The sequence below is a fragment of the Xanthomonas fragariae genome, from assembly GCF_900183975.1.
Taxonomy (GTDB): domain Bacteria; phylum Pseudomonadota; class Gammaproteobacteria; order Xanthomonadales; family Xanthomonadaceae; genus Xanthomonas; species Xanthomonas fragariae.
The window spans coordinates 1,582,362-1,606,513 of record NZ_LT853882.1; the positions used below are offsets into that span (position 1 = coordinate 1,582,362).

Genomic DNA, 24,152 nt, shown 5'->3' on the forward strand with positions numbered 1-24,152 from the left:
GCAACTCAAAACGACGGGGGAAGCGGGAAAAACGCGCTGGTGCTGCGCTGATACTGGGCGTAGTCCTCGCCACGCGAGCGCAACGCCTGCTGCTCGGTGTAGGGAATGCCGGTGAAGCGATACAGAAACACGAACATCACCACCGGCCCGAGCGCACACAACGCCACCGGCCATGGGCCGGCGCCGACAGCCAGCGCAAGGTAGGCGAACCAATGCACGAACTCGAAAAAATAATTGGGGTGGCGTGAATAGCGCCACAGCCCACCACGGCAGGTGATGCCGCGATTGGCTGGGTCGGCCTTGTGCGCAGACAGCTGCCGATCCGCCAGTGCCTCGCCGCCGACCGCGATCAACCACACCACGATCGCCACGCCGGTCCATACGCTCCATGTCGGATTCGGATTACTCGCAGCGGCCAGAAACGGCACTGCAAACAGCATGACCACGATTGCCTGTGCGAGGAAAAATCCGAGGAATTTACGTTGATCGCCGTTCCAATGCTCGCGCAATGCGCGGTAACGGCCATCTTCGTGCGGGTCGCCGAACACGCGCACGCCCAGATGCAATGTAAGGCGCGCACCCCACACACCGCCGAGCACAGCCACCGATACGCGCGGCAACAACGCGCCATCGGACATCCACGCACAATACGGCGCAGCGACGGCCAGGCACGCCGCCCACAACACATCGACCGGTCCGGCATTGCCGCTGCGGCGTTGCCACAGCCAACCCAGCACCATCACCACGCTTGCGAACACTCCGACATGCAGCAGCGGCCAGACATTCATTGCAGTTCTCCGGTGATGTGCTCAGGCAATGGTCGCGCCAGGCGCCGTGCATACAGCGACAACATGCCACAGGCAGCGCCCCAGCCGATGCCGACGGCAATCGCTGCGTGCAGGTGTGGCGGCAGCAAATCCACTGCGTGCCAGCTGCGCTGCGCCAGCCAATACGAGAACGGCCCGAAAATGGCGCCGAGCACCACGGCCAACCATGGCCGTTGCATCACCGTGGCCAGCGAATGATTGAGCGTGAGCGCAAAGCCCAGCCACAACGCCAGAATCCACGCCGGCGCCAGCAAGGTACCCGGCCATGGCGCGGCGTAACGCACCCAGTTGCCGGCGGCAAGCGTGGTATCCAGCAACAGTCCCAGCGACAGCGCTGCGATCATCAACTGCACATCGCCCGGTGCGCGCCGCGATGGCCACAGCTGATACAGCGCAAACAGCGCCAGTACCAGCAGCGTCGGCCAGATACGCGCATGCGCGGCCGCGCTGACTGCCACCAGCCATAGCACCTGCAAGCCCAGATAGTTGCCAAGTTGTTTCATGCGTCGGCACCAAAGCCGGGGACGAACTGCGGCGGACGTGCGCCCGGTTTGCTCAGCCATAGATGCACATCGCCGATCGAGCGCTCCAGAAAACCGGCTTCGCAATAGGCTAGATAGAATTCCCACATGCGGATGAAGCGCTCGTCGTAGCCCAGTGCACGCACCTGCGGCAGCTGCGCCATGAAACGCTGGCGCCAGGCGCGCAGCGTCAACGCATAGCTCGGGCCGATGTCTTCGAGATTGAACAAGCGCAGATCGCTGGCGCGTGCGATCGCGCCGGTCATCGCCGCCACCGAGGGGATGAAACTGCCGGGAAAGATATGCCGCTTGATGAAATCCACCGAGCGCAAGGCTCGCGCATAGCGGTGATCTTCGATAGTGATGGCCTGGATCAGCGCCTCGCCATCGTCGGCAAGCAGGCTGCCGACCTTGCCGAAATAGGTATCAAGATAGTGATGGCCGATCGCCTCGATCATCTCGATCGACACCACCCGGTCGAAGCGGCCTTCCAGATCGCGATAGTCGCGCAACAACACGGTGACCCGGTCGCTCAATCCGGCCGCGGCGATGCGTTGGGTCGCCAGCTCGAACTGCTCGCGCGAGATGGTGGTGGTGGTGACGCGGCAGCCGTGCCAACGCGCGGCGTGCAGCGCGAACCCGCCCCAGCCGGTGCCGATTTCTAGCACATGGTGCTGCGGGCCCAGCCGCAGTTTCTGGCAGATGCGTTCGAGCTTGCGTGTGGCCGCACGCTCCAGTGCCGCTTCGCCTTGTGCCTCCTCGCCATCGACGAAGATTGCCGACGAATACATCAGGTTTTCATCGAGAAATAGACGAAATAGCGGGTTGCCCAGATCGTAATGCGCGGCGATATTGCGCTGGCTGCCGCTGCGGGTATTGCGTGCAAACGCATGCAGGCTACGCATCGCCCAACCACCCAGGCGCGCAGTACCGGTTTCCATTGCATCCAGGCGGTCGCGGTTGCGCAGCAGCAAGCGCATCAGCGCGACCAGGTCATCGCATTGCCACTGCCCATCCATGTACGACTCACCGGCGCCGACGCTGCCATTGAGCGCGGCTTGCCGATAGAAACCAGGATCGTCGACGCGCAATTGCATCTGCAGGGCGTCTGCGCCACTGGACGTGCCGAGTGTGGTGACGCCATCTGCCTCGTGCAGTTGCAGTTGTCCATCTTGCAGGTCGCCGAGCGTGGCCAGCAAGCGCTTGCGCAACAAGCGGTCCGTCCAGGAAGCCGCGCGCGGCGCTGCGTTGTCGGGCAAGGACGTAGCGTTCATCGGGGTTCTCGCACAGGCGGATGAGGGTGGTCGTGCACAGGGTTGCCGCGCAGCCACAGGCGCAGGGCCTGCCAGTGGATGGCGACCACCACCTGCACGGTCATCAAGGGGTAGGCCAGCAAGGTGCGCGCCAGGCTGCGTGCATTGAGCGGTTGGCGTTGCAGCACCAAGGTGGCGTCGAAGCGGCGCGTGCCGCTGTTGTCGATTGCGCTTTCGGCATCGTCGCCGCCGCCAGCTGCGTCCAGCACGTCCATATGCACGCGCAACTGCGCCGCCGGTACGCTGAAGCGCCAGTCGTAGCGATGCTGCATGCCCATGAACGGCGAGACATGGAAGCGCTTGTCGAAGCGCCACGCATGCACGTCGCGGTGCGTGCGCGCCTGTGCGACCGGCAGCACATAGGTATGCCGCTGCTGCCACGGCGTATTGGTGATTTCCGCAACGATCCAGCGCAAGCCGTCATGCCGATCGAAGCAGTAGTAAAAGCTGACCGGATTGAACACATGGCCGAAATAGCGCAAATGCGTGAGCAGGCGGATCGCACCGTCGGGGCGCTCGCCGGTGTGGGTCTGCACGCAATCGCGCACTGCTTCGTCCAACGGAATGGTCGGATCGCCCAGATAGTCGCTGCGCCGGAACTGCGCCAGATTGGCGCGTCCCACCGACCACAGCCAGCGTTGCGCGAAGACCTGATCCAGTTCGGACAGATCCAGGTACATCAGAAACAACCTGTAGCGAAAATTCAGCGGTTTAGGCGCAAACCGACGATGCCGCAACCAACCGGTATAGATCGCGCTGCGCAACGGACCACGCACGCTGCCGGCGCCACCGCCCCCGGTGGGCGGCAGCGGCACGGCATCGGTGCTGGCTTCGCGCAGCAACTGCATCACCAGTGCACTTCCAGGCCGTGCGCCACGTCCACGCCGCTACGCAAGCCGTCTTCGTGGAAGCCGAAGCCCCAGGCCGCACCGGCAAACCAGGTGTGCTGCACTCCCTGGATCTCGGCCTTGCGCGTCTGTGCCGCGAGTGCGGCCGCATTCTGCACCGGGTGGCGATAACGCATACGTCGTAGCACCTTGTCCGGATCGATGTCGTTGTCGCGGTTGAGGCTGACGATGAATGGCTGCGGCGCATCGATCGATTGCAGCGCGTTCATCCAGTAACTCACCGTGCACGGCGCTTGTGGATCTGCCGGCACGTGCGCATTCCACGCCGCCCAGGCGCGGCGGTCGCGCGGCATTACGCGCGCATCGGTGTGCAGCACGGTGTCGTTATCCTGATAGGTGATCCCGCCCAGGATCTGCTGCTCGGCCGGCGTGGCATCGCTGAGCAGCGCCAGTGCATCGTCGGCGTGGCAGGCTAGTACCACTTCGTCGAAGTGTTCGTCGCCACGCAACGAGCTGAGCACTACGCCGTTGGGGGCGCGCCGGATCGCTTGCACCGGCGTGCACAGGCGTTCGAGCACCTGCCAGCGCCGACGCAGCGCACGCACATAGCTGTTGGATCCGCCACTCACCACTTGCCACTGCGGTCGGCCGCTGAGCTGCAGCATGTGGTGATTGGTCATGAAACCGATCAGCTGGCCCATCGGAAATTCGAGGATGCGTTGCGATGGCGAGGACCACAACGCCGATGCCATCGGCACCAGATGCTGATCGCGGAATGCATCCGAATAACCATGCCGCTGCAGATACGCGCCCAGCGTGCTGAACTGCTCGTCGCTGTGCAGCACTGCCGGTGCCTGGCGATAGAAGCGGCGCAGGTCGGCCAGCATTCCCCAGAAGCGTGGGCTGAGCAGGTTGCCGCGTTGACAGAACAGCCCGTCCAAACTGCCGGCGTTGTATTCGAGCCCGCTGCGCGCATCGTGCACCGAAAAGCTCATCGTGGTCGGCTGTGCGGCCACATCCAGCTCGGCGAACATGCGCGTGAGCAACGGGTAGTGCTGCGGATTGAATACGATAAAACCGCTGTCCACCGCGTAACGCTGACCTTCTAGTTGGATGTCATGCGTATGTGTGTGTCCGCCGAGATAATCGGCAGCTTCGAACAAGGTGACTTCATAGCGGCGCGACAACAGCCAGGCGGCGCCCAGGCCGGCGATCCCGCTGCCGACCACGGCAATCCTGCCCTCCCTCATCGCGCCACCCGCTCGGCACGTTGCGTGAGCGTCTTCGGCATCGGCTTGAGCTCCCACACCAGACCCACCCACGACATCGCCTTGAGCCCGTACCAGGTCACGTCGTATTCCCACCAGCGCAAGCCCTGACGCGCCGAGCCGGGGAAGAAGTGGTGGTTGTTGTGCCAGCCTTCGCCAAAGGTAAGCAGCGCCAGCAGCCAGTTATTGCGGCTGTCGTCGCGCGTATCGAAACGTCGGCTGCCGAATCTGTGTGCCAGCGAGTTGATGGTGAAGGTGGCATGGAACAACGCCACGGTGGAGATCACAAAGCCCCATACCAACAGCTGCGCGCCGTTGATCTTCAATGCAGGCGCGGCATCGGCCAGCCAGTCGCCGAGCAGGTACAACCCCAGTGCCAGCAGCACCGGCATCACGATGTCGAAGCGGTCGAGAAAGCGCAGCTCGGCAAAGCGGCGCAGATCGGGGATGACCTCCCAATCGGTGCGGAAATTGCGTGGGGTCAGGAACCAGCCGGTGTGGCTCCACCAGAAGCCATGTTGCGCCGGCGAATGCGGGTCGCGGCCGGTGTCGGTATGCCGATGATGATTGCGATGATGCGCTGCCCACCACAGCGGCCCGCGTTGTACGCAGGTGGCGCCAATGGCTGCGAACACGAATTGCAGCACGCGCGAGGTCTTGAAGGCGCGGTGCGAGAAGTAGCGATGATAGAAACCGGTGAGCGCGAACATGCGCAGCGCGTACAGCGCCACTGCCATGCTCACGGCAAACCAGGATGCGCCTACCCAGAATACCGCCAGGCAGGCAAGGTGCAGTGCAATGAAGGGCAGGGCCCGCAGCCAGTCGATGCGGTCGGCGCGCGCATCGTCCAAGGGCTCGTCGGTTTGCGAATCCACCCAGCGACACAGGCTGCCAAGGCGCGTTGCAACCCAGCCACGACGACGCGTGGTGGCGGGCTGAGGCGTTGCGGCGTGAGGGTCGAGTCCAGTGCGCGGCACGCGTAATTCTCCATATGTAGTGGTGACATTTTACGGGCGCTGCCGGTAAACAGATGCACCAGGCTGCTCGATCGTCGCACGCATGTGTGGGGTTCGCTTGTTCGTACGAATGAATCGCGCAATTGCGCACACAAATAGCCGCGCCCGATAGTGCTGGCGCAGATGAGATTGCTCAAAACGGAAGGTTGCTTGCGAGGCCCTCGCAGGCGAGGTCAGGTGCGCTGGGTCAGGGCGCCATCGCCAACGTGCTGATGCCGCCCTTGGCAACCACCGTGCCGGTGGCGACGCCGCCCGGTGCACCGCCTGGCGGTTCCAGCGTGACCGCCAGAATCGCCTCGTTGCTGAGCATGGGCATCAACTGATCGGGGATCTGCGCGCGACGTGCGCGTTGATCGTCGAACGTGCCCATCGAATGCGCCTTGCCGTCCGGCGTGATCAGCCACAGCTCAGGCACCTTGTCGGCGGTGGCGGTTCGATCTAGCGGCGTCACCATGATGGTGTGCTTGTCGGCATCCATCAACGCTACATAGCCTGGCCTCCCATCTTCGGTGGCCAGTGTTGAGGTCATCGCGATACCGGTCGCAGGCGGCTTAGTGGCCGCAGGCGGTGCGACCGGGGTCTGCACCACAGGCCCTACGACCGGCGGCTGCATCGGTGCCGGCGGCATACGCACGTTCGATAAGGCGAGCACGCACACTGCGGCAGTCGCCAAGCCAGCGGTGCTGACCCAGCGCCAGAAGCGCACGCTGTTCCACAACGGCGCGGCCTGCGCGGTAGTCGTGGCACCAGTGGCAGGCGCTGCCAACGGCGCCGCACGCAACGGCATATCGAAGCCCAGCGTCTGGTGCACGCGTGCCCAGAGCTGATCCGGCGGCGTCACCGCAGCGATCTCTTCAAGCAGCGGTGCCAGATGTGCTTGCCACTGCAGGACCGCCTGCGCGAATTGGCTATCGGTGGCGATGCGTTGTTCGGCCGCCAGGCGCTCGTCGGTGCTCAGCAGCCCCAGCACGTATTCGCCGGCAAGCACATCACGCGGCGGTTCTTGGTCGATGGGAAAGGGCGTGCTCATCGTTCCAGACATGCCTTGAGTTTGGCCAGCCCGCGGCGGATCAAGCTCTTGACCGTGCCGAGCGGTGTGTCGGTGCGCGCGGCCAGCTCTTCGTAAGTGATGCCTTCGAAGAACGCGGTGCGGATCAACTGGCTGCGCGGCGGTTCGAGTTCGGCCAGGCAATGGTCGATACGGCGACGCGTGCTGGCACGCTCGGTGCGATCCAGCGGCGAGGCATCGTTGGCGCGCAGTTCGCCAGCATCCTCCAGCGCCACATTGCGGCGTTGCGGCGCGTTGGCGCGTAGATGGTCGATCGCCCTGTTGCGCGCGATCATCGCCAGCCAGGTGAGTCCGCGGGCACGGCTCGGATCGAACTGCCCGGCTTTGTGCCAGATCAGCGTGAACACGTCCTGCAGCACTTCTTCGGCTTCGGCGCGTTGCGGGATCATGCGCAGGCACACCCCGAACAGTTTGGGCGAGGTCTGCCGGTACAGCGCTTCGAAGGCATGCCGGTCGCCGCCCGCGGTTGCGGTCAGCAGGCGTCCGGTTTCATCGTCGTCGGGGCCAGGAATGGCACTCATGCGGTCGGGCGTTGGGTGAGGTGGGGGCGATGCTACCGGACCGGGCAGAACGTGTCTTTCACTTGCGCTGGAACCACAGCAGCACAGCAGCGAGCAGCAACAGGATCTCCACGCCTGCAAGTGCGACGGTGGGTGCAGAGACTGGCCACAGGCGCGAGAGCGCGACGCTGCGGAAGAGCACGATCGGCACATAGAACGCGAGTGCGACCACCAGCCCGGTGCGGGGTTGATCGATCCAGGCGAAGTAGCCGAACAGGAAGGCCATGCCCAACTGCAGGCCGCCATAGATGACCAGATACTCGGATTGCCCGGCTGGCGAGAGCTGGGTGTAGCCCACCGCATGTGCGGTATTGACCGGAGATAACGTGCACCAGATCGCAAGCGCAACGTACAGCACTGCGTTGATCCAGAGATAGGCTTTTGCCATGACGGTGCTCCTGTGTGGGCAATGGGTGCCCGGGCCGTTGTACGCAACGGCGCGTGGTCGAACGTGAAGATGGCGCAGACCTCGCTCACGGGGCGCTGCAGCGCTTGATCAAGGGCTGCTCGCGTGCGTGCCGAAACTCATCTGCGCTGGAGGCACGCGCAGCGGTGTCCGGAAAAACGATGCGCACGCGCGGATAGCGACCGCGTGCATCGCGCAGATTGCCGACCCCGCGGAATTCAAGCAGACGCTTGTCGGCGATGGAATAACGCACCTCGAGCGACGGCACCGCCGCGCCGTACCATGCATCCAGGCCGATCCGGAAACGGCGTTGGCCAGCCGCATCCCCCATGCGTTCGACACGAAAGGCCAGCTGTCGCTGCAGGCTCGGCAATACGAATTCCACGCGCTGCGGGGTGGCGGCAAGTGCATCCCAGTTGTTGCGCAGGTAGGTGTCGAACCCGGCGTCGATCACGCGCACGCCGTCGGTGGTCGTCAGCGCGGTGCGACGTTCGGCTTTACCTGGTTCCTGCTGAAACATCTCGCGCGCGCCATCGCGTTGACGCACCCCTTCGCGATAGCCATCGCGCCCATCGAGCAGGCTGAAGTCGGGCGAAGTGCCACCACCGTCGACCTGCTTGCGCGCGAACGGCCGCCCGTCCGGGCAGCGGTACAGCACAAACCGTCCACCGTCGTCGAGCAGCCAATGCGACTCGCGATAGCGCAATGTGCCGCTGTCGCCATCGAACGCATCGCCATCCACGCGCGTGACCGCCGCGGCGCCAAGCGGCAGGCTGCCTAATACCAGCGCCAACAACGGCGGAATCGACCGGCATTGGATGGCGAGCGCAGCAAGGGCAGCGGCAAGTGGGCGCATCGGCAGATCCTCGATGGGAGTGCATACCAATACGGGCACGGCCGCAAGACGGATGCGCTGGATGCGTCAGGAGGTTCCTGACCTTGTGTCGTGGGAGGTGGCCCGTGCCGACGGCCTGGGAGCTGGCGGAGAGCCATGTGCAGGGTCGGGCGATGCGTCTGTTGGCGAGTACCGACAACACATGTGTGCTGGTTGCGCAGTTGTTCTGCAAGTCGCTCTCAGCTGAGTGCGTGCAATTGGATGCAATCCACCGGGCAAGCCGGCAGACACAGCTCGCAGCCGGTGCACAGCGGCGCGATCACCGTATGCATGTGCTTGGCGCCGCCAACGATCGCATCCACCGGGCAGGCCTGGATGCACTTGGTGCAACCGATGCAGTCGGCTTCCACAATCCGGGCCACTTGCGGCGGCTTGTGCGTGCCGCGTGTGCGGTCGTAGGGGCGTGCTGGTACATGCAGCACTTGTGCTAATGCACGTGCGCCGGCATCGCCACCGGGCGGGCAATGATCAACGGTGGCGTGCCCATCTGCCATCGCTTGCGCGTAAGGGAGGCAGCCGTCGTAACCGCACTGGCCGCATTGGGTCTGCGGTAACAGGCGATCGAGGCGTTCGACCAGATCGGGGGCGGGGGCAGACATCGCGGTGCGTATCAGTGCAGCGGATTGCCGCGATACCAGCGCTGCTGCGCAAGTGCCAGCATCGGCTTGTCTTCGCCGCTGTCGCCGTACGCGTGCACGCAGTCGTAGTGCGACAGGTCGTAACGCAGGCGAATCTGCGCTGCTTTTTGCGGCCCGCAATCTGCCTCGGCATAGCGCCCGGTCAGCACCCCCGCATTGTGCTCCAGCCGATTGCAGATCAGCGACAACCCGTGCTGCGTGCACCATGGTTGCAAGTAGAGATCCAATGACCCCGACACCAGCACCACTTCATGCCCCTGCGCCTGATGCCAGTCGACGCGCTGCATCATCTCCATGCGCAATACGCTGGGCAAGTTATTGCGTGCATAGGCCGCACCGTGCGCGGTCATTTCATCCAGCGATCGAGCGCTGAAGACCAACCGTGTTACGCGTGCGCGCAAGGCCGGCGCGGAAACCAGCCCCACCCGATAGCCCAGTACCCACGGACCCACCTGCCACTTCGCCGTAGCCAACTGCGCCGGCGTTGTCACCTTGCGCAGAAAGCGCGCATAGGTGTCGCAGGTGGTGATAGTGTGATCGAAGTCGAACAGGGCGAGTTGCATTTGGGTGGGGATTGAAAATTCGTGGGTGGGGAATGGGGAATCGAGATAAGGCGCGCTGCTGGATTTTCGCTTGAGGCAGGGGCCAATCCCCAATCCCGCCTCACCTAACCGGCATTCCCGGCTGCGCACCACCATCGGCATTCAGCAGCGCCAGCGCGCCGCCGTCGAAACCGGCCGAGAGGATCATGCCCTCGCTGATGCCGAAGCGCATCTTGCGCGGGGCCAGGTTGGCGATAAACACCACGCTGCGGCCGACCAGCGTTTCCGGTTCGCCGTAGCTGGCGCGGATACCCGAGAAGATCTGGCGCTTGCCGAACTCACCGGCATCCAGTTCGAAGCGCAGCAGCTTGTCCGAGCCTTTCACGAATTCGCAGACCAACACCTTGCCGATGCGCAGATCGAGCTTGGCGAAGTCGTCGATGCCGATGAGGCTGGGAGTGGAGATGTGGGATTCGGAATTGGCAGATGCTGCCGGCGTTGCGTCGACCTTGGTCGGGGCAGGCTTGGCGGTGGTCGCGGCGGGTGCTGCAAGCGTGTCTTTTGAAGCGTCGGTCATGGCGTCGATCAGTTTGGGGTCGATACGGGTGAACAGGGGGGTGTAGGGCTGGATCACGTGCGCGCTCAGCGGGCGCTCGATGTCTTGCCAACTGGTCATCGGCGCCGACAGGAAGGCTTCGGCTTCGGCACAGGTGCGCGGCAGGATCGGCTTGAGTGCGGCCACCAGGATGCGGAACAGATTCAGCCCCTGCGTGCATACCGATTGCAGTTGCGTATCGGCGCCCGCTTGCTTGGCGATCACCCACGGCTTGGTGTCGTCGATGTATTTGTTGGCCTCGTCGGCCAGCGCCATGGTCTGACGGATCGCGCTGGCCGCATCGTTGCGCTCGTAGGCCTGGCGTATTGGCGCCAACGCGGCGACGAAGCGGTCGTACTGCGCCGGGTCGGGCAGCGTATCGGCCAACTTGCCATCGAAGCGCTTGCCGATGAAGCCCGCGCAGCGGCTGGCCAGGTTGACGAACTTGCCGACCAGATCCGAATTCACCCGCGCGATGAAGTCGCCCAGGTTGAGGTCCAGATCGTCCACGCCGCCGGAGGATTTGGCCGCGAAGTAATACCGCAGCGCTTCCGGTTCCAGCCCGATGTCCAGAAAGGTCCGCGCCATCACGAAGGTGCCGCGCGATTTGGACATCTTGGCGCCATCAACGGTGAGATAGCCGTTGACGTGCAGCCGCGTCGGCGCGCAATGGCCGGTGCCGTGCAGCACCGCCGGCCAGAACAGACCGTGGAAATTGACGATGTCCTTGCCGATGAAGTGATGCAACTCGGTCTGCGTGCCGGCGACCAGATGCGCTGCGAAATCCTCGCCCATCTGCGCGCACAGGGTCTTGAAGCTGCACAGATAACCTATTGGCGCGTCCAGCCACACGTAGAAATACTTGCCCGGCTGGCCGGGAATCTGGAAGCCGAAATACGGCGCATCGCGCGAGATATCCCATGCGCGCAGGCCGCCTTCGGTATCCAGCCATTCCTTGAGCTTGGCCTTGACGCCCGGCAGCGCCACATCGCCAGCCAGCCATTCGCGCAGGAAGCCATCGAAATGGCCCACTTCGAAGAAGAAATGTTCCGAATCTCGCAACTCCGGAGTAGCGCCGGAGATCACCGACTTGGGCTCTTTCAGCTCGGTCGGTGAATAGGTCGCGCCGCAAACTTCGCAGTTGTCGCCGTATTGATCGGCGCTACCGCAATTGGGGCAGATGCCCTTGATGTAGCGATCCGGCAGGAACATGCCCTTGGCCGGGTCGTAGAACTGCGCCACCGAACGACAGCTGATGTGGCCGGCGGCCTCGAGCTTGGTGTAGAAGGCCTCTGTGAGCGCGCGATTGACAGGCGAATTGGTCGAATCGTAGTGATCGAAGGTCACCCCGAACGCGGCGAAATCGCGCTCATGGCTGGCCTGGATGTTGGCGATGAAGGCTTCCGGGGTCACACCGGCCTTTTCGGCCGCGAGCATGATCGGCGTGCCATGCGTGTCGTCGGCGCAAACGAACCAGGTCTTGTCGCCGCGCAACCGGCGCGCGCGCACCCAGATGTCGGCCTGGATATAGCCGACCAGATGGCCAAGATGCAGCGGGCCGTTGGCGTAGGGCAGGGCGGTGGTGACGAGTGCGGTGCGTGTCATGGCAGGCGTAATGCGGGGGACCCGCGATTATCGCACGGCTACGAGCGCTGCCATGTCGCAGCGGCGCGGTACCTGGGCGTGCAACTGACTTCTTCTACTCGCGGATCCAGGTCTGGGTACGTCCCAGCGCCTCGATGCCCACATAGCCGCGCATCTGCAGCTTCTTGCCGCCGTTGGTCAGGGTAACCTTGGCCTTGTAGGTCTTGCCTTTGGCCGGGTCGAGCACCGAGCCGCCGCTCCATACGGCAGTGCCGTCGGGCTTGAGGCCCCACAGGATGGTCATGCCCTTGATCGGCTTGCCCTTGAGCGCGCCGTCGCACGTGTCGCACACCGGGTTCGGGCCTTTGTCCGATTGCAGGATCTCAACCACTTTGCCGCTGAGCGTGCCGTTGCCGGACTGTTCGATCTGCACCACCGACTTGGGTTTGCCGGTCTCGTCGTCGATGGTCTTCCAACGGCCCACTGGCGAATCGGCGGCCTGGGCCAGCAGCGAGGCGGCGGCCAGCGGCAGGGCCAGAATTATGGTCTTGAAGGTCTTGCGCATGTGACCCCTCCTAGGGCGTGCGGTGGCCACGGTCGGCGGCCTGATCGCGAATGTATAACGTGGAGTATGGCCGCGGAAAGACGCACTGCGTGATGCGTTCATGCCGCACCGCATGCGGCCTGGCAACCGGGATGTGTTGCCCGATGGAGTGCAGGCTGACGTTGGAAGCGTCGTGCCGAACTGTTTGGAGCGCGCGTAATCGCCAGCGACGATCGCCACGTGGTTGATGCCGGCGAGCATCATGAGGCGCTCCGAAGGGGGCGTCGGCAGCAATTTGGACGATGCCAGCGTGCTCGATGGCGGGCAGTGCGCGTAGCGCATGCGCTTGCCATCGTTGGACAGTGCGGCGACGTCAGCGACGCCTGCGGACGCGGCAAGAATCCGGGCAAGCCCAGTGCGGCAATGGCGCGCGCGCGGGTGCGCACAGATGTGCGGCAATGGTGTGGCATGGCGGGGGCAAGCAGCGACGAATCGTGAGGATAACCGTATGCCGATGAGCGGTAGGGCTGCGCCACGGCTCGCCACCACATGGCTGTGCTCGCCTGCGTGGTATGGCAGGATGGTGCGCCACCCATCAGCCACGCCCATGCCCGAGCCGTCGTCCACCGCCGCACCGCAGTTTCAGCGCAGCATGCAGGTGCGTCATCTGGTGATGCTGTCGCTGGGCGGCGTGATCGGCACCGGGTTGTTCTTCAACACCGGTTACATCATCGCCAGCACCGGCGCATTGGGCACGGTGATTGCGTATCTGATCGGCGCACTGGTGGTGTATCTGGTAATGCAGTGCCTGGGTGAGCTGGCGGTGGCGATGCCGCAAACCGGCGCCTTCCATGTCTATGCAGCGCGTTATCTCGGGCCAGCTACCGGGTATGTGGTGGCTTGGTTGTACTGGCTGACCTGGACGGTGGCGTTGGGATCGAGTTTGACTGCCGCCGCGTTCTGCATGCAGTACTGGTTCTCGCACAGCCCGGTGTGGCCGTGGTGCCTGTTGTTCTGCGCGCTGATCTTCGGTTTGAACACGGTGTCGGCGCGCTGGTTTGCCGAGGGCGAATTCTGGTTTTCGTTGATCAAGGTGATCACCATCCTGGTGTTCATCGTGCTGGGAGGTGCGGCGGTGATCGGCGTGCTGCCGTTGGCCGATGGCTCGCCTACCCCCGGGCTGCGTCATTTGCGTGCCGATGGCTGGTTTGCGCAAGGCATGCTGCCGATTCTGATGACGATGGTGGCGGTGAACTTCGCGTTCTCCGGCACCGAATTGATCGGTGTTGCCGCAGGCGAAACCGAGCAGCCGGCGCGCGCGATTCCGTTGGCGATCCGCACCACGCTCGTGCGCTTGGTGGTGATGTTTGTCGGCACCGTGCTGGTGCTGGCCGCGTTGCTGCCCGCCGAGCAAGCGGCGGTGGAGACCAGCCCGTTCGTGCGTGCTTTCGAGCTGTTGGGCATTCCGTATGCGGCTGACATCTTGAATGCAGTGATCCTCACCGCGATCCTGTCTGCGGCCAATTCCGGCCTCTATGCGGCCGCGCGGATGCTGTGGTCGCTGGCCAACGAAGGCACGCTGCCGTCAGGCCTTGCGCGGTTGACCCGCCGCGGCATTCCATTGCCCGCACTGGTACTGAGCATGCTGGGCGGCTTGTTGGCGCTACTCACCGGCGTGTACGCGGCCGATACCGTTTTCGTTGCGATCTCGGCAGTATCCGGCTTCGCGGTGGTAGTGGTGTGGCTTAGCATCTGCGCATCGCATTATTGTTTTCGTCGCCAGCTGCTGCGCGATGGCATCGCGCTGGACACCCTGGCGTATCGCGCGCCGTGGTATCCGTGGACACCGATACTGGGCTTTTCGCTATGTCTGCTGGCGTGCATCGGGCTGGCATTCGATCCGCAGCAGCGCATCGCGCTGTGGTGCGGCATTCCATTTGTGGCGCTGTGCTACGGCGCCCATGCACTCACTCAATGGCTTGCGGCCCGGAGACAGCACGCATGACGATTCTTTCCCGCCAGCCGCGCGCCGATGCGCCCTTCAGTCAGGTTTTGCATAACGGCGGCTACGTGCTGCTCGATGGTGCGCTGGCCACCGAACTGGAGCAACGTGGCTGCGATCTGAACGATGCGCTATGGTCGGCACGCGTGCTGGTTGAGCAGCCGGAGTTGATCTACCAGGTGCATCGCGATTACTTCGCTGCCGGTGCGCAGTGCGCGATTACCGCCAGCTATCAGGCCACGCCGTTGGGCTTCGCTGCGCGCGGGCTGGATCTGGCGCAATCGCACGCCCTTATCGCACGCAGCGTGGCGTTGGCCGCGCAGGCGCGCGCCGATCATTTGCAGGTGCAACCGCAAGCCGCACAGTTGTGGGTGGCCGGCTCGGTCGGGCCGTATGGCGCGTATCTGGCCGATGGCTCGGAATACCGCGGCGACTACGACCTGTCGTTGGCGCAATTGATGGACTTCCATCGCCCGCGCATCGCCGCATTGGCCGAGGCCGGGGTGGATCTATTGGCTTGCGAAACGCTTCCGTCGGCCAATGAGATCGTGGCGTTGCGGTTGTTGCTGGAAGAATTTCCAAAGCTGCATGCGTGGTTTTCTTTCACTGTGCGCGATGCCGCGCATCTGAGCGACGGCACGCCGTTGGCGCAAGTGGTGCCGGCATTGGATGCCTGCGCGCAGGTGATCGCGGTGGGCATCAATTGCATTGCGTTGGACCAGGTCACCGCGGCGCTGCAGACCTTGTCCGCGTTGACCTCACTGCCACTGGTTGCGTATCCGAATTCGGGCGAGCATTACGACGCCAGCGACAAAGGTTGGCATGCAGGCACTACGCCAGCGTGCAGTCTGGCCGAGCAGCATGCGCAGTGGCTGGCGGCAGGTGCGCGACTGATCGGTGGGTGCTGCCGCACCACGCCGCGCGATATCGCCGCGTTAGCGGCTGCGCAGTCGTTTTGATAGCCACTCCTAAGTCGCCTCAGCCCTTCTGCGTTGCGATCCAGTGCTGGATTTTGTCTTGCAGGATATCCAGCGGCACCGAGCCGTCCTTGAGCACTTCGGTGTGGAAGGCGCGCACATCGAAGCGTGGCCCCAACTCGCGTTGCGCCTGCTCACGCAGCTGCGCGATCTTCATCTCGCCGATTTTGTAGGCTAGTGCCTGGCCGGGAATGGCCATGTAGCGGTCGACCTCGGCTTCGGCATCGGCGCGGGTCATGGCCGAGTTGTCCAGCATGTAGTCGATTGCCTGGGCGCGGGTCCAACCCTTGCTGTGCAGGCCGGTGTCGGTTACCAGGCGGATCGAGCGCCACAACGCGTTCTGCAGATAGCCGTAGGTGTTGTATGGGTCTCGATACAGCCCCAGCTCGCGGCCCAGCGATTCGGCGTACAGGCCCCAACCTTCGATATAGGCGGTCTCGCCACCGAGGCGGCGGAACTTGGGCAGGTCGGTCAGTTTCTGCTGCAGCCCGAGTTGATAATGATGGCCGGGAACCGCTTCATGCAGGTACAGGCTCTCGGTCTCCCAGGTCTTGCGCGAGGGCAGGTCGGAGGTGTTGACGTAGAAGATGCCCGGCGTACTGCCATCGCCACTGGGGCGCATGTACGAGGCGCTGGCAGCCGACTGCGCGCGCTGCGGTTCCACCGCATGCACTTCCAGCGCCGGTATGCCATGGGCATTGAACAGACGCGGCACCGCAGCCTGTACGCGCCCCTGCAGACCACGGTAATAGCCCAGCAATTCGGCGTCGCTACGGAACGTGAAGCGCTTGTCGGTCTGCATGAACTTGTAGAACTTGGGCAGGTTGCCGCGGAAGTTGACCTGCCGGGCCAAGGCCTGGATCTCGCCCTGCAGGCGTGCGACCTCGGCCAACCCGATCTGATGCACCTGCTCCGGGCTCATCTCGGAGGTGGTGCTCTGACGCACGTCGTAGGCGTACCACGCCGCGCCGTTGGGCAGTGCGGCCAGGCCATCGCTGTCGCGGCAGGCAGGCAGGTATTGGGTGGCGATGAAGCCGCGCAGCTCCCGATACGCCGGCATGATCCGCATTTCGATCAGCCGTTTGTATTCGGCGGTGAGGCGTTGCTTGTCGGCCTCGGGAATGTCGGCCGGCAGGTTGCGGATCGGCTCCCAGAACAGGCTGTCTTCGGCATTGCGCACGATGATCGCGTCCAGTTGTGTCAGCACCTTCTGCATCAACACCTTCGGCTGCACCACGCGGGCCTGCATGCCGGCGCGCATGTTGGTGATGGCCTGGTCGAACAACTCGGGGATGCCGATCGCGCGGCGCGACCAGTTGTCGTAGTCCTTGACCGTCTTGAACGGCTGCGCGCCGATGCCCGAGCCCAGCACCACCGCGATGCTGGCGATGTTGTAAAACTGGTTCATCGGCAGCATCCAGCTGGGGAACTGCTCGGCCGCCAGCGCGCCGCGCGCATCGCGCACGAAGATCTGGTAGCTGAGCAAGTCCTGGCCGCTCAGGCCCTCCGGCCCCAGCGCCTCGGCCTTGCCCAGCCACAATACGGTGAACTCGTGCGATTGCTGCCGGAACGTCGGCGACAGAAAATTTGGCAGTTGATCGTTGTAGCGGCCCTCGCCCTGTAAGGTAGCCTGCAGCGGATTGAGCTTCAGCGAGGCATCCCAGTACTGGTCGTAGAGCAGGTTGAGCTGCTGCGCCTTAGTCAGCACGACCGGCCCGGCGACCGGGTGTGGCTTGGCGTTGACTGCTTTGCCACCTTTGGCAGGCTTTGAGGCCTTGGCCACAGGCTTGGCGGTCTTCTTGGCTTTACTCGCCTCCGCGTGCGTTTGCGTGGTCTGTGCCTTGCCGGTCTTCTTTTTGGCCGCACCGGCGGGTGTTGCCAGCGACAGGCTCATGATGGCGGCCATGGCCAGGGACAGCAGGCGGGAAAAGCTAAGGGGCATTACTGGTTCCGGAAACAAGCGAGCGGGGAGCTTGCCCGATCCGCACCGTTACGGCCACCCATTTGGGTGATGTTGCGCGCCTGATATTCATCAAGGCAGCAAGGCAAGGATGCGGGGCCGAAGAATGTTGCGGTGCGATCATCTTGCCGCCATGTAGAAGGCCGAATCGACACGCGATACGCAGGTGCCCATCCAGGGCGGGCAGGAGTTCTGGCGCGATCCGGCCTTGCCCTTCGTCGAACGACGCCACGTGGTCAACAGCCGCATGCCTTGGTTCTGCGCCGCATAAGCACCAATAATGGTTCGGTGGGTGCGGCCGATCGCGAAGTGGCCCGCTATCGCAATGGACGTGCGCGTGCACAGGTCACTGCGCAGTCGCTGACCCTGATCAATCCTGGCGAGGTGCATGCCTGCAATCCGGATCCGCAGCAGGATTGGTCGTTCCGCATGCTCTATCTGGGCGCGCATGCTGCAAGCCCATGCCGACCAACAGCAGCAGCGCTACGCAACTGATGGTGGCGCCGATGACATGCCTGTGCGCTGCATGTGCGCCAGAGCTTGCGCCGGTATTCAGTGCGACCAGATCGGCCGGCCTGGGGGAAATCGAGCACACCAAAGCCAAGCGCGCCGTTGCGACAAGATGGTCCATTGCGCGGCGTCCGTTGCAGGGCGCAACAGCATGGCCAGCGCAGCCGCTGCAGGATTGAACGAAATTTCGATGGATGAAGGTTCGCCGCTGAACGTGGCTGAGAGAACGTGGCGTGCAGCATCACAACATGCGAAACGCTCGATCGGAACCGAGGCAGATGAGTGAGATGCTCCGAGCACTGGTTACGCCGCGCTGGGCTAGGAGCGCAGTCGTCTTGCCGGCCACGCTCAGTCCGCGGCCGCTTCCTCGCGCAATTGCTCAGCGCGTTCGGCACCGAGATATGCGCTGATGGCCCGGCGTGCCAGATACAGCAGCGGAATCAATGCGATCGCAAAGCTCATCTTGTAGACGTAGTTGAGCGTGCTAACCGCCAGAAACTGGTCCGTGGACCAATGCTGCGGACCGAGCACGAAGGCGATGTAGATCACCACAAAGCTGTCCACCAACTGCGACACCGTGGTGGAGCCGGTGGCGCGCAGCCACACGTGTTTTTCACCAGTGACGCGGCGGATACGATGGAATACCGAGACATCTATCAGCTGGCCGAACAGAAACGCTACCAGCGAGCCCCCGATCGTCCACAGGCCCTGGCCGAACACCGCAGCGAACGCGGCCTGATAGTCCGGCACGCCCTGGCTCTGTGCTGCAGTGACCCACCAACCTGCCGGTGCCAGCGCGATCGCGGCGAACGCGAACACGAAGCCGTATCCGATCAGCGCCACCGCCACCCAAGAGATGAAACGTACGCCACGGCTGCCGAAGAATTCGTTGATGGTGTCGGTCATGATGAACACCACCGGCCACAGCAGCGTGCCGGCGGTGAAGCTGAGCGAGCCGGTCTGGCCGAACAGATTCCAGTTCAAAGGTGCGATACCAAGCGTGGCTTCCAGCGCAAAAATTTTGACGCCGATGAACTCGGCCAACGCCGCGTTGACGCAGAACAACGCCGCCAGCGCAATGAACAGGCGTACCGCACGATCGTCGAGGATACGCACCTGTGTCATTGCGTCAGCGATCTGCGGTACGGGTGAAGGGAACCGAGTCCGGCGCCACCGCGCCGCCGGAAATGATGAAGCCCATCGCCTGATCCACGCTCCAGTCGGTCGGGGTGAGCAGCTCCACCGGCACGATCTCCAGATAGCCGGAGGTCGGGTTAGGTGTGGTCGGCACATACACCGCCGCCAGCTCGCGGCCGGTGCCTTGTTCCTTGATCACACGGGTAACCAGGCCCACCGACTTCATGTCGCGATGCGGGAAGTCGATCAGCACCACACGCTGGGTGCTACCGGGCTGGGTCTGCAGCATGTCGAGCAACTTGCGCGCGCTGTCGTAGACCACGCTGGCCAGCGGAATGCGCCGCATGATCGCCTCGAACCAGCGCAGCAAACGCTGCCCGATCACACGCCGGCTCAGGATGCCGACGAACACAATCGCGCCGACAGTGGCGATCAGCGAGATGGTGTTCTGCACCCACAGCGCCTTGATCCAGTCCAGATAGCCGGGAAACGAGGCGGCGATGCGCTCGGACAACGGCGCCACCCACGGGCTGCTGATGCCCGACAGCAGCGAGAAAACGAACTTCACCACCACCCAGGTCAACCAGACCGGCAGCAGAGTGAGCAACCCGGTCAAAAAGACGCGTTGCAGGGATGGGCGGGCATGCGGCGTGGGGGATTCGGACATGCGCGCATTGTAGGCACGCGGCGGCGTCCGGTGCATGCCATCGGTAAGCCTTGTTTGCCTGGGAGATGGCAAGGGCGCGTCGATGCTGCGATCCGGTGCACTGGATGCAGTGAGACCAATCCGCGAAGTGCGTGAATGTGCCTCGCCAAGTGAGGTTGGCAGAACGGTTTGGAAAGCTTGCGCTGAGTGGGCTGCGCGCAAGCGTAACGAGTCGCCCCTGAAAAACCCCAACCACCCAACGACCGCAAGGCCTTGATGTCTGCACCGGCGTGCCAGAACTACCAGTGTTCGCTACGCTGAAGGCTGGTTTCTTGCAATTTCCGCCCATGCGTACACGCCGTCCCGCTGCCGAAGACAGACCCGCCGACGAGTTGTTTCGTTCGTGGCTGGAGAACCAGATCGATCTGCGTCATCCGCTGGCGCGGCTGAGCCAACGGATGCCGTGGACGGCGTTGGAGCAAGCACTTTCATCGCGCTTGCCGGCCACCCAGGCCGGTGGCGGTCGGCCGGCATTGCCGGTGCGGCTGATTGCCGGTTTGCTCTACCTCAAACACGCCTACGACCTGTCCGATGAAGCGGTGTGCGAGCGCTGGCTGGAGAGTCCGTACTGGCAGTTCTTCACCGGTGAGGTCGTGTTCCAGACGCGCTTGCCGTGCGATGCCAGCTCGCTGACGCGCTGGCGGTAGCGCCTGGGTGAGGCCGGGATGGAAGAGCTGTTGGCGCACACCATCAACGCCGCGCATGCGATGCAGGCGGTGGACGCACGCGAGTTGCCGCGGGTGATCGTGGACACCACGGTGCAGGAAAAGGCGATCGCCTATCCGACCGACAGCCGTTTGCTGGAGGTGGCACGCAAGAAGCTGATGTTACTGGCCAAGCGGCACGGCATCGGATTGCGGCAGAGCTACGCGCGGCAAGGCCCGGCCCTGAGCCGCAAGGCAGGTCGGTATGCGCATGCGCGCCAGTTCAAGCGGATGCGGCGCGTGCTGCGACGTCAACGCACAGTGCTGGGACGGCTCGTGCGCGACATCCAACGCAAACTCGATCAGGTAAACACCGGCGTGCGCGAGCGCATCGCTGTCTGGCTGGAACGTGCGCAACGGCTGTACACGCAGCGTCCGAAGGACAAACAAAAACTCTACGCATTGCATGCCCCGGAAGTGGAATGCATCGGCAAGGGCAAGGCGCGTCAAGCGTACGAATTCGGCGTCAAGGTCGGCATTGCAGTCACCGCCTGCAAGGGATTGGTCGTGGGTGCGCGCAGCTTCCCGGGCAACCCGTACGACGGCGATACCTTGGCCGAGCAGCTGGAGCAGACACGCGGGTTGCTGCAGGATGTGAGCGTAGAACCGACGGTGGCGATCGTGGACCTGGGCGATCGCGGGCGCGAGGTCGATGGCGTGCAGGTCCTGCATCGCGGCAAGGCCAAGACGCTGACGCGACGGCAATGGCGCTGGATCAAGCGACGGCAGGCGGTGGAGCCGGTGATCGGACATCTGAAAGACGACTGCCGGTTGCGTCGCTGCAGGCTGAAAGGTGCCCAAGGCGATGCGCTGCACGTGCTCGGCTGCGCGGCCGGCTACAACCTGCGTTGGCTGCTGCGCTGGATCGCGTTTTTGCGTGTCTGGATGCGGGCGATGGGATGGTCATCCTTGAGTACCGCGCCGCTGTCACCGACGGCACTTGGCGCTTGACGGGGATTTTTCAGGGACGACTAAATAAAAAATATTTTGATTATATTGGTGGTGTTATTCTCGGCGTCTACGGGAAGATTGGGCATGCCAAGGGGAGTTTCGCTCTTTTAAAGGTCTTGGCGAGCATCGCAGAGTTAGGTGTTCCTTTCAAATTTTTATTCATGCCTACCGGTAGCTCTCACTTATTAGATCGTTTTTTTAAGGGTGTGATTGCAAATCCAGCGTTGGCTGCGCGGAGCTGGTATGTGCCTCCCTGTGCGCCCTGGAAGGTTCCGCGTTTTTTAGATTGATGTGATGTTGTTTTCTTTCTTGAGAACAATTCTGATGTATTATATCACCGCTCCAGAATTCCTCGCGAAATTTTGGCGCGCTCTAAATGTTGTGTGATGCCTCGAAAAATTTCAGTTGGAACGCGTATTTATGATTTTCTAATCGATTCGGAGAATATAATTTTCGTTGACGGTGTGAATAATTTCGATCAACTTAAGAGTGTGGTTCTGCGTATTTTAAAGGGCGGGGAGTTGAGGAAAAATATTTTTCTGTTAGCGCGCGGTGCTTCCGATGCCATAGAGCGTGGTCTCAGCTCCCAGCGTTCTTTGGTTGATGTGGTTAAGAAGTTGGTGAATGAGCAAGCGAGGGTATGACTGGCGAGTGCATTTGTTAATTTTATTTGCAATAATTTTTGTGAGGTGCGATGATTAAAGGCTGTGAGTATTATTATGGTGGTTAGACCCCACCCCCTATGAAGCATATCCGCAACTTCTCCATCATTGCCCACGTCGACCATGGCAAATCCACCCTGGCCGACCGGATCATCCAGCTGTGCGGCGGCCTGCAGGCGCGCGAGATGGAGGCCCAGGTGCTCGACTCCAACCCGATCGAACGCGAACGCGGCATCACCATCAAGGCGCAGTCGGTGTCCTTGCCGTATACGGCAAAGGACGGGCAGGTCTACCACCTCAACTTCATTGACACCCCCGGGCATGTCGACTTCTCTTATGAAGTCAGCCGCTCGCTGGCGGCCTGCGAAGGCGCGCTATTGGTGGTGGATGCCGCGCAAGGCGTGGAGGCGCAATCGGTCGCCAACTGCTACACCGCCGTCGAGCAGGGTCTGGAAGTGGTGCCGGTGATCAACAAGATCGACCTGCCGACCGCCGACATCGAGCGCGCCAAGGCGGAGATCGAAGCGGTGATCGGCATCGACGCCGAAGACGCGGTGGCGGTCAGCGCCAAGACCGGCTTCAACGTCGATCTGGTGTTGGAGGCGATCGTACAGCGTATTCCGCCGCCCACCCCGCGCGACACCGACAAGCTGCAAGCGCTGATCATCGATTCCTGGTTCGACAACTACCTGGGGGTTGTCTCGTTGGTGCGCGTGATGCAAGGCGAGATCAAGCCAGGGAGCAAGATCCTGGTGATGTCCACCGGCCGCACCCATCTGGTCGACAAGGTCGGCGTGTTCACGCCCAAGCGCAAGGAGCTTGCTGCACTGGGTGCCGGCGAAGTCGGCTGGATCAATGCCTCGATCAAGGACGTGCATGGCGCACCGGTCGGCGACACCTTGACCCTGGCCGCCGATCCTGCCCCGCATGCGCTGCCCGGTTTCCAGGAAATGCAGCCGCGCGTGTTCGCCGGTCTGTTCCCGGTCGATGCCGAGGACTATCCAGACCTGCGCGAAGCGTTGGACAAACTGCGCTTGAACGATGCGGCGCTGCGCTTCGAGCCGGAAAGTTCCGAGGCGATGGGCTTCGGCTTCCGCTGCGGCTTTCTGGGCATGCTGCACATGGAAATCGTGCAGGAGCGTCTGGAGCGCGAGTACAACCTCAATCTGATCTCGACCGCACCGACCGTGGTCTACGAGGTGCTCAAGACCGACGGCAGCATCATCCCGATGGACAACCCGTCCAAACTGCCGCCGCTGAACAATGTTGAGGAGATTCGCGAACCGATCATTCGCGCCAATATCCTTACCCCGCCCGATTACGTCGGCAACATCATCACTTTGTGCGAAGAAAAACGCGGCAGCCAGATCGGCATCAACTACCTGGGTAGTCAGGTGCAGATCAGCTACGAGTTGCCGATGGCCGAAGTGGTGCTGGATTTCTTCGACAAGCTCAAGTCGGTCTCGCGTGGTTACGCCTCGCTGGACTATCATTTTCTGCGTTTCGATGCCGGCCCGTTCGTGCGTGTGGACACACTGATCAATGGCGATAAGGTCGATGCACTGAGCATCATCGTGCACCGCAGTTATGCCGATCGACGTGGCCGCGAGCTGTGCGAAAAGATGAAGGAGCTGATTCCGCGGCAGATGTTCGACGTGGCGATCCAGGCCGCCGTCGGCTCGCAGATCATCTCGCGCTCCACGGTCAAGGCAATGCGCAAGAACGTGTTGGCCAAGTGCTATGGTGGCGACGTTTCGCGCAAGAAAAAGCTGCTGGAAAAACAGAAAGAAGGCAAGAAGCGCATGAAGCAGGTCGGCCGCGTGGAGATTCCGCAGGAAGCCTTCCTGGCTGTTCTGCAGATGGATAAGTAGCAGGGATTTGGGAGTCGTGATTCGGGATTGGCAACGACACGCCGGC

The 24,152-nt window shown here is 62.9% G+C and carries 24 protein-coding genes and 1 pseudogene; 8 read left to right on the plus strand and 17 right to left on the minus strand.

Annotated features, from left to right (window positions below; genetic code table 11):
- Positions 1-5: 5 nt before the first annotated feature.
- From PD885_RS07330 to PD885_RS07395, 14 genes are all read right to left on the minus strand, one after another.
- On the minus strand, positions 6-788 hold the full coding sequence (locus PD885_RS07330; RefSeq protein ID WP_002814456.1) for a DUF1295 domain-containing protein: 783 nt from the start codon (positions 786-788) through the stop codon (positions 6-8).
- Positions 785-1,330, minus strand: coding sequence for a DUF2878 domain-containing protein (locus PD885_RS07335; RefSeq protein WP_002814455.1), 546 nt, complete (start codon positions 1,328-1,330; stop codon positions 785-787). Before PD885_RS07335 ends, PD885_RS07330 begins: the two co-directional genes overlap by 4 nt.
- Complete coding sequence (locus tag PD885_RS07340; RefSeq protein ID WP_002814454.1) at positions 1,327-2,622, minus strand: SAM-dependent methyltransferase; 1,296 nt, start codon at positions 2,620-2,622, stop codon at positions 1,327-1,329. Before PD885_RS07340 ends, PD885_RS07335 begins: the two co-directional genes overlap by 4 nt.
- Positions 2,619-3,509 carry a DUF1365 domain-containing protein gene (locus PD885_RS07345; RefSeq protein ID WP_002814452.1) on the minus strand — a complete coding sequence of 297 codons (891 nt, stop codon included), beginning with the start codon at positions 3,507-3,509 and terminating at the stop codon, positions 2,619-2,621. The genes PD885_RS07340 and PD885_RS07345 overlap by 4 nt, the downstream gene beginning before the upstream one ends.
- Positions 3,509-4,759: an NAD(P)/FAD-dependent oxidoreductase gene (locus tag PD885_RS07350; protein ID WP_002814451.1), complete on the minus strand. Its 1,251-nt coding sequence runs from the start codon at positions 4,757-4,759 to the stop codon at positions 3,509-3,511. Before PD885_RS07350 ends, PD885_RS07345 begins: the two co-directional genes overlap by 1 nt.
- A complete protein-coding gene (locus PD885_RS07355) occupies positions 4,756-5,754 on the minus strand; it encodes an acyl-CoA desaturase (protein WP_040763056.1) in 999 nt (332 codons plus the stop codon). The genes PD885_RS07350 and PD885_RS07355 overlap by 4 nt, the downstream gene beginning before the upstream one ends.
- A gap of 226 nt (positions 5,755-5,980) precedes the next feature.
- Positions 5,981-6,823: an anti-sigma factor gene (locus tag PD885_RS07360; RefSeq protein WP_040763055.1), complete on the minus strand. Its 843-nt coding sequence runs from the start codon at positions 6,821-6,823 to the stop codon at positions 5,981-5,983.
- Positions 6,820-7,383, minus strand: coding sequence for a sigma-70 family RNA polymerase sigma factor (locus tag PD885_RS07365; protein WP_002814448.1), 564 nt, complete (start codon positions 7,381-7,383; stop codon positions 6,820-6,822). The genes PD885_RS07360 and PD885_RS07365 overlap by 4 nt, the downstream gene beginning before the upstream one ends.
- A 58-nt stretch (positions 7,384-7,441) precedes the next feature.
- On the minus strand, positions 7,442-7,810 hold the full coding sequence (locus PD885_RS07370) for a hypothetical protein (RefSeq protein WP_002814447.1): 369 nt from the start codon (positions 7,808-7,810) through the stop codon (positions 7,442-7,444).
- An 85-nt stretch (positions 7,811-7,895) separates the two neighbouring features.
- Complete coding sequence (locus tag PD885_RS07375) at positions 7,896-8,684, minus strand: hypothetical protein (protein WP_002814446.1); 789 nt, start codon at positions 8,682-8,684, stop codon at positions 7,896-7,898.
- Positions 8,685-8,902: 218 nt separating this feature from the next.
- Positions 8,903-9,322, minus strand: coding sequence for an Rnf electron transport complex subunit RnfB (rnfB, locus tag PD885_RS07380; protein ID WP_002814445.1), 420 nt, complete (start codon positions 9,320-9,322; stop codon positions 8,903-8,905).
- An 11-nt stretch (positions 9,323-9,333) separates the two neighbouring features.
- A complete protein-coding gene (locus PD885_RS07385) occupies positions 9,334-9,924 on the minus strand; it encodes an HAD family hydrolase (protein ID WP_002814443.1) in 591 nt (196 codons plus the stop codon).
- 100 nt (positions 9,925-10,024) lie between these two features.
- Positions 10,025-12,103, minus strand: coding sequence for a methionine--tRNA ligase (gene metG / locus PD885_RS07390; RefSeq protein ID WP_002814441.1), 2,079 nt, complete (start codon positions 12,101-12,103; stop codon positions 10,025-10,027).
- A 94-nt stretch (positions 12,104-12,197) separates the two neighbouring features.
- On the minus strand, positions 12,198-12,647 hold the full coding sequence (locus PD885_RS07395; RefSeq protein WP_002814440.1) for a DUF2147 domain-containing protein: 450 nt from the start codon (positions 12,645-12,647) through the stop codon (positions 12,198-12,200).
- Positions 12,648-13,233: 586 nt separating this feature from the next.
- Between PD885_RS07395 and mmuP the strand changes: the two genes are divergently transcribed.
- Positions 13,234-14,631 carry an S-methylmethionine permease gene (mmuP, locus tag PD885_RS07400; RefSeq protein WP_002814438.1) on the plus strand — a complete coding sequence of 466 codons (1,398 nt, stop codon included), beginning with the start codon at positions 13,234-13,236 and terminating at the stop codon, positions 14,629-14,631.
- On the plus strand, positions 14,628-15,587 hold the full coding sequence (mmuM, locus tag PD885_RS07405) for a homocysteine S-methyltransferase (protein ID WP_002814437.1): 960 nt from the start codon (positions 14,628-14,630) through the stop codon (positions 15,585-15,587). Before mmuP ends, mmuM begins: the two co-directional genes overlap by 4 nt.
- Positions 15,588-15,606: 19 nt before the next feature.
- Here mmuM and PD885_RS07410 read toward each other — a convergent pair whose 3' ends face one another.
- A complete protein-coding gene (locus PD885_RS07410) occupies positions 15,607-17,547 on the minus strand; it encodes a DUF885 family protein (RefSeq protein WP_002814436.1) in 1,941 nt (646 codons plus the stop codon).
- 327 nt (positions 17,548-17,874) lie between these two features.
- Here PD885_RS07410 and PD885_RS22675 point away from each other — a divergent pair, with 327 nt between their 5' ends.
- Positions 17,875-18,060, plus strand: a complete 186-nt coding sequence (locus PD885_RS22675; RefSeq protein WP_425512139.1) for an AraC family ligand binding domain-containing protein — start codon at positions 17,875-17,877, stop codon at positions 18,058-18,060.
- On the plus strand, positions 18,014-18,361 hold the full coding sequence (locus PD885_RS21390; protein ID WP_162138793.1) for a hypothetical protein: 348 nt from the start codon (positions 18,014-18,016) through the stop codon (positions 18,359-18,361). Before PD885_RS22675 ends, PD885_RS21390 begins: the two co-directional genes overlap by 47 nt.
- A gap of 62 nt (positions 18,362-18,423) precedes the next feature.
- Here the strand turns inward: PD885_RS21390 and PD885_RS07425 are convergent, their stop codons facing one another.
- A complete protein-coding gene (locus PD885_RS07425) occupies positions 18,424-19,200 on the minus strand; it encodes a queuosine precursor transporter (RefSeq protein WP_088056751.1) in 777 nt (258 codons plus the stop codon).
- A 4-nt stretch (positions 19,201-19,204) separates the two neighbouring features.
- A complete protein-coding gene (locus PD885_RS07430; RefSeq protein ID WP_002814429.1) occupies positions 19,205-19,879 on the minus strand; it encodes a DUF502 domain-containing protein in 675 nt (224 codons plus the stop codon).
- 326 nt (positions 19,880-20,205) lie between these two features.
- Between PD885_RS07430 and PD885_RS07435 the strand changes: the two are divergent.
- The 4 genes and pseudogenes from PD885_RS07435 (at position 20,206) to lepA (ending at position 24,106) form a co-directional block, all read left to right on the plus strand.
- Positions 20,206-21,573 (plus strand): annotated as a pseudogene (locus PD885_RS07435) (IS5 family transposase).
- Complete coding sequence (locus PD885_RS20585; protein WP_145954052.1) at positions 21,522-21,863, plus strand: hypothetical protein; 342 nt, start codon at positions 21,522-21,524, stop codon at positions 21,861-21,863. The pseudogene PD885_RS07435 and the gene PD885_RS20585 overlap by 52 nt, the downstream one beginning before the upstream one ends.
- Before the next feature lie 93 nt (positions 21,864-21,956).
- Positions 21,957-22,217 carry a hypothetical protein gene (locus tag PD885_RS07440; protein WP_108772838.1) on the plus strand — a complete coding sequence of 87 codons (261 nt, stop codon included), beginning with the start codon at positions 21,957-21,959 and terminating at the stop codon, positions 22,215-22,217.
- A 98-nt stretch (positions 22,218-22,315) separates the two neighbouring features.
- Positions 22,316-24,106, plus strand: a complete 1,791-nt coding sequence (gene lepA / locus PD885_RS07445; protein WP_002810399.1) for a translation elongation factor 4 — start codon at positions 22,316-22,318, stop codon at positions 24,104-24,106.
- Positions 24,107-24,152 lie beyond the last annotated feature (46 nt).

Excerpts from the sequence above, each read along its gene's own strand:
- PD885_RS07330 (WP_002814456.1), bottom strand. The coding sequence starts at position 788 with ATGAATGTCTGGCCGCTGCTGCATGTCGGAGTGTTCGCAAGCGTGGTG.
- PD885_RS07335 (WP_002814455.1), bottom strand. The coding sequence starts at position 1,330 with ATGAAACAACTTGGCAACTATCTGGGCTTGCAGGTGCTATGGCTGGTG.
- PD885_RS07340 (WP_002814454.1), bottom strand. The coding sequence starts at position 2,622 with ATGAACGCTACGTCCTTGCCCGACAACGCAGCGCCGCGCGCGGCTTCC.
- PD885_RS07345 (WP_002814452.1), bottom strand. The coding sequence starts at position 3,509 with ATGCAGTTGCTGCGCGAAGCCAGCACCGATGCCGTGCCGCTGCCGCCC.
- PD885_RS07350 (WP_002814451.1), bottom strand. The coding sequence starts at position 4,759 with ATGAGGGAGGGCAGGATTGCCGTGGTCGGCAGCGGGATCGCCGGCCTG.
- PD885_RS07360 (WP_040763055.1), bottom strand. The coding sequence starts at position 6,823 with ATGAGCACGCCCTTTCCCATCGACCAAGAACCGCCGCGTGATGTGCTT.
- PD885_RS07365 (WP_002814448.1), bottom strand. The coding sequence starts at position 7,383 with ATGAGTGCCATTCCTGGCCCCGACGACGATGAAACCGGACGCCTGCTG.
- PD885_RS07370 (WP_002814447.1), bottom strand. The coding sequence starts at position 7,810 with ATGGCAAAAGCCTATCTCTGGATCAACGCAGTGCTGTACGTTGCGCTT.
- PD885_RS07375 (WP_002814446.1), bottom strand. The coding sequence starts at position 8,684 with ATGCGCCCACTTGCCGCTGCCCTTGCTGCGCTCGCCATCCAATGCCGG.
- rnfB (WP_002814445.1), bottom strand. The coding sequence starts at position 9,322 with ATGTCTGCCCCCGCCCCCGATCTGGTCGAACGCCTCGATCGCCTGTTA.
- PD885_RS07385 (WP_002814443.1), bottom strand. The coding sequence starts at position 9,924 with ATGCAACTCGCCCTGTTCGACTTCGATCACACTATCACCACCTGCGAC.
- metG (WP_002814441.1), bottom strand. The coding sequence starts at position 12,103 with ATGACACGCACCGCACTCGTCACCACCGCCCTGCCCTACGCCAACGGC.
- PD885_RS07395 (WP_002814440.1), bottom strand. The coding sequence starts at position 12,647 with ATGCGCAAGACCTTCAAGACCATAATTCTGGCCCTGCCGCTGGCCGCC.
- mmuP (WP_002814438.1), top strand. The coding sequence starts at position 13,234 with ATGCCCGAGCCGTCGTCCACCGCCGCACCGCAGTTTCAGCGCAGCATG.
- mmuM (WP_002814437.1), top strand. The coding sequence starts at position 14,628 with ATGACGATTCTTTCCCGCCAGCCGCGCGCCGATGCGCCCTTCAGTCAG.
- PD885_RS07410 (WP_002814436.1), bottom strand. The coding sequence starts at position 17,547 with ATGCCCCTTAGCTTTTCCCGCCTGCTGTCCCTGGCCATGGCCGCCATC.
- PD885_RS21390 (WP_162138793.1), top strand. The coding sequence starts at position 18,014 with ATGCTGCAAGCCCATGCCGACCAACAGCAGCAGCGCTACGCAACTGAT.
- PD885_RS07425 (WP_088056751.1), bottom strand. The coding sequence starts at position 19,200 with ATGACACAGGTGCGTATCCTCGACGATCGTGCGGTACGCCTGTTCATT.
- PD885_RS07430 (WP_002814429.1), bottom strand. The coding sequence starts at position 19,879 with ATGTCCGAATCCCCCACGCCGCATGCCCGCCCATCCCTGCAACGCGTC.
- PD885_RS20585 (WP_145954052.1), top strand. The coding sequence starts at position 21,522 with ATGGTCATCCTTGAGTACCGCGCCGCTGTCACCGACGGCACTTGGCGC.
- lepA (WP_002810399.1), top strand. The coding sequence starts at position 22,316 with ATGAAGCATATCCGCAACTTCTCCATCATTGCCCACGTCGACCATGGC.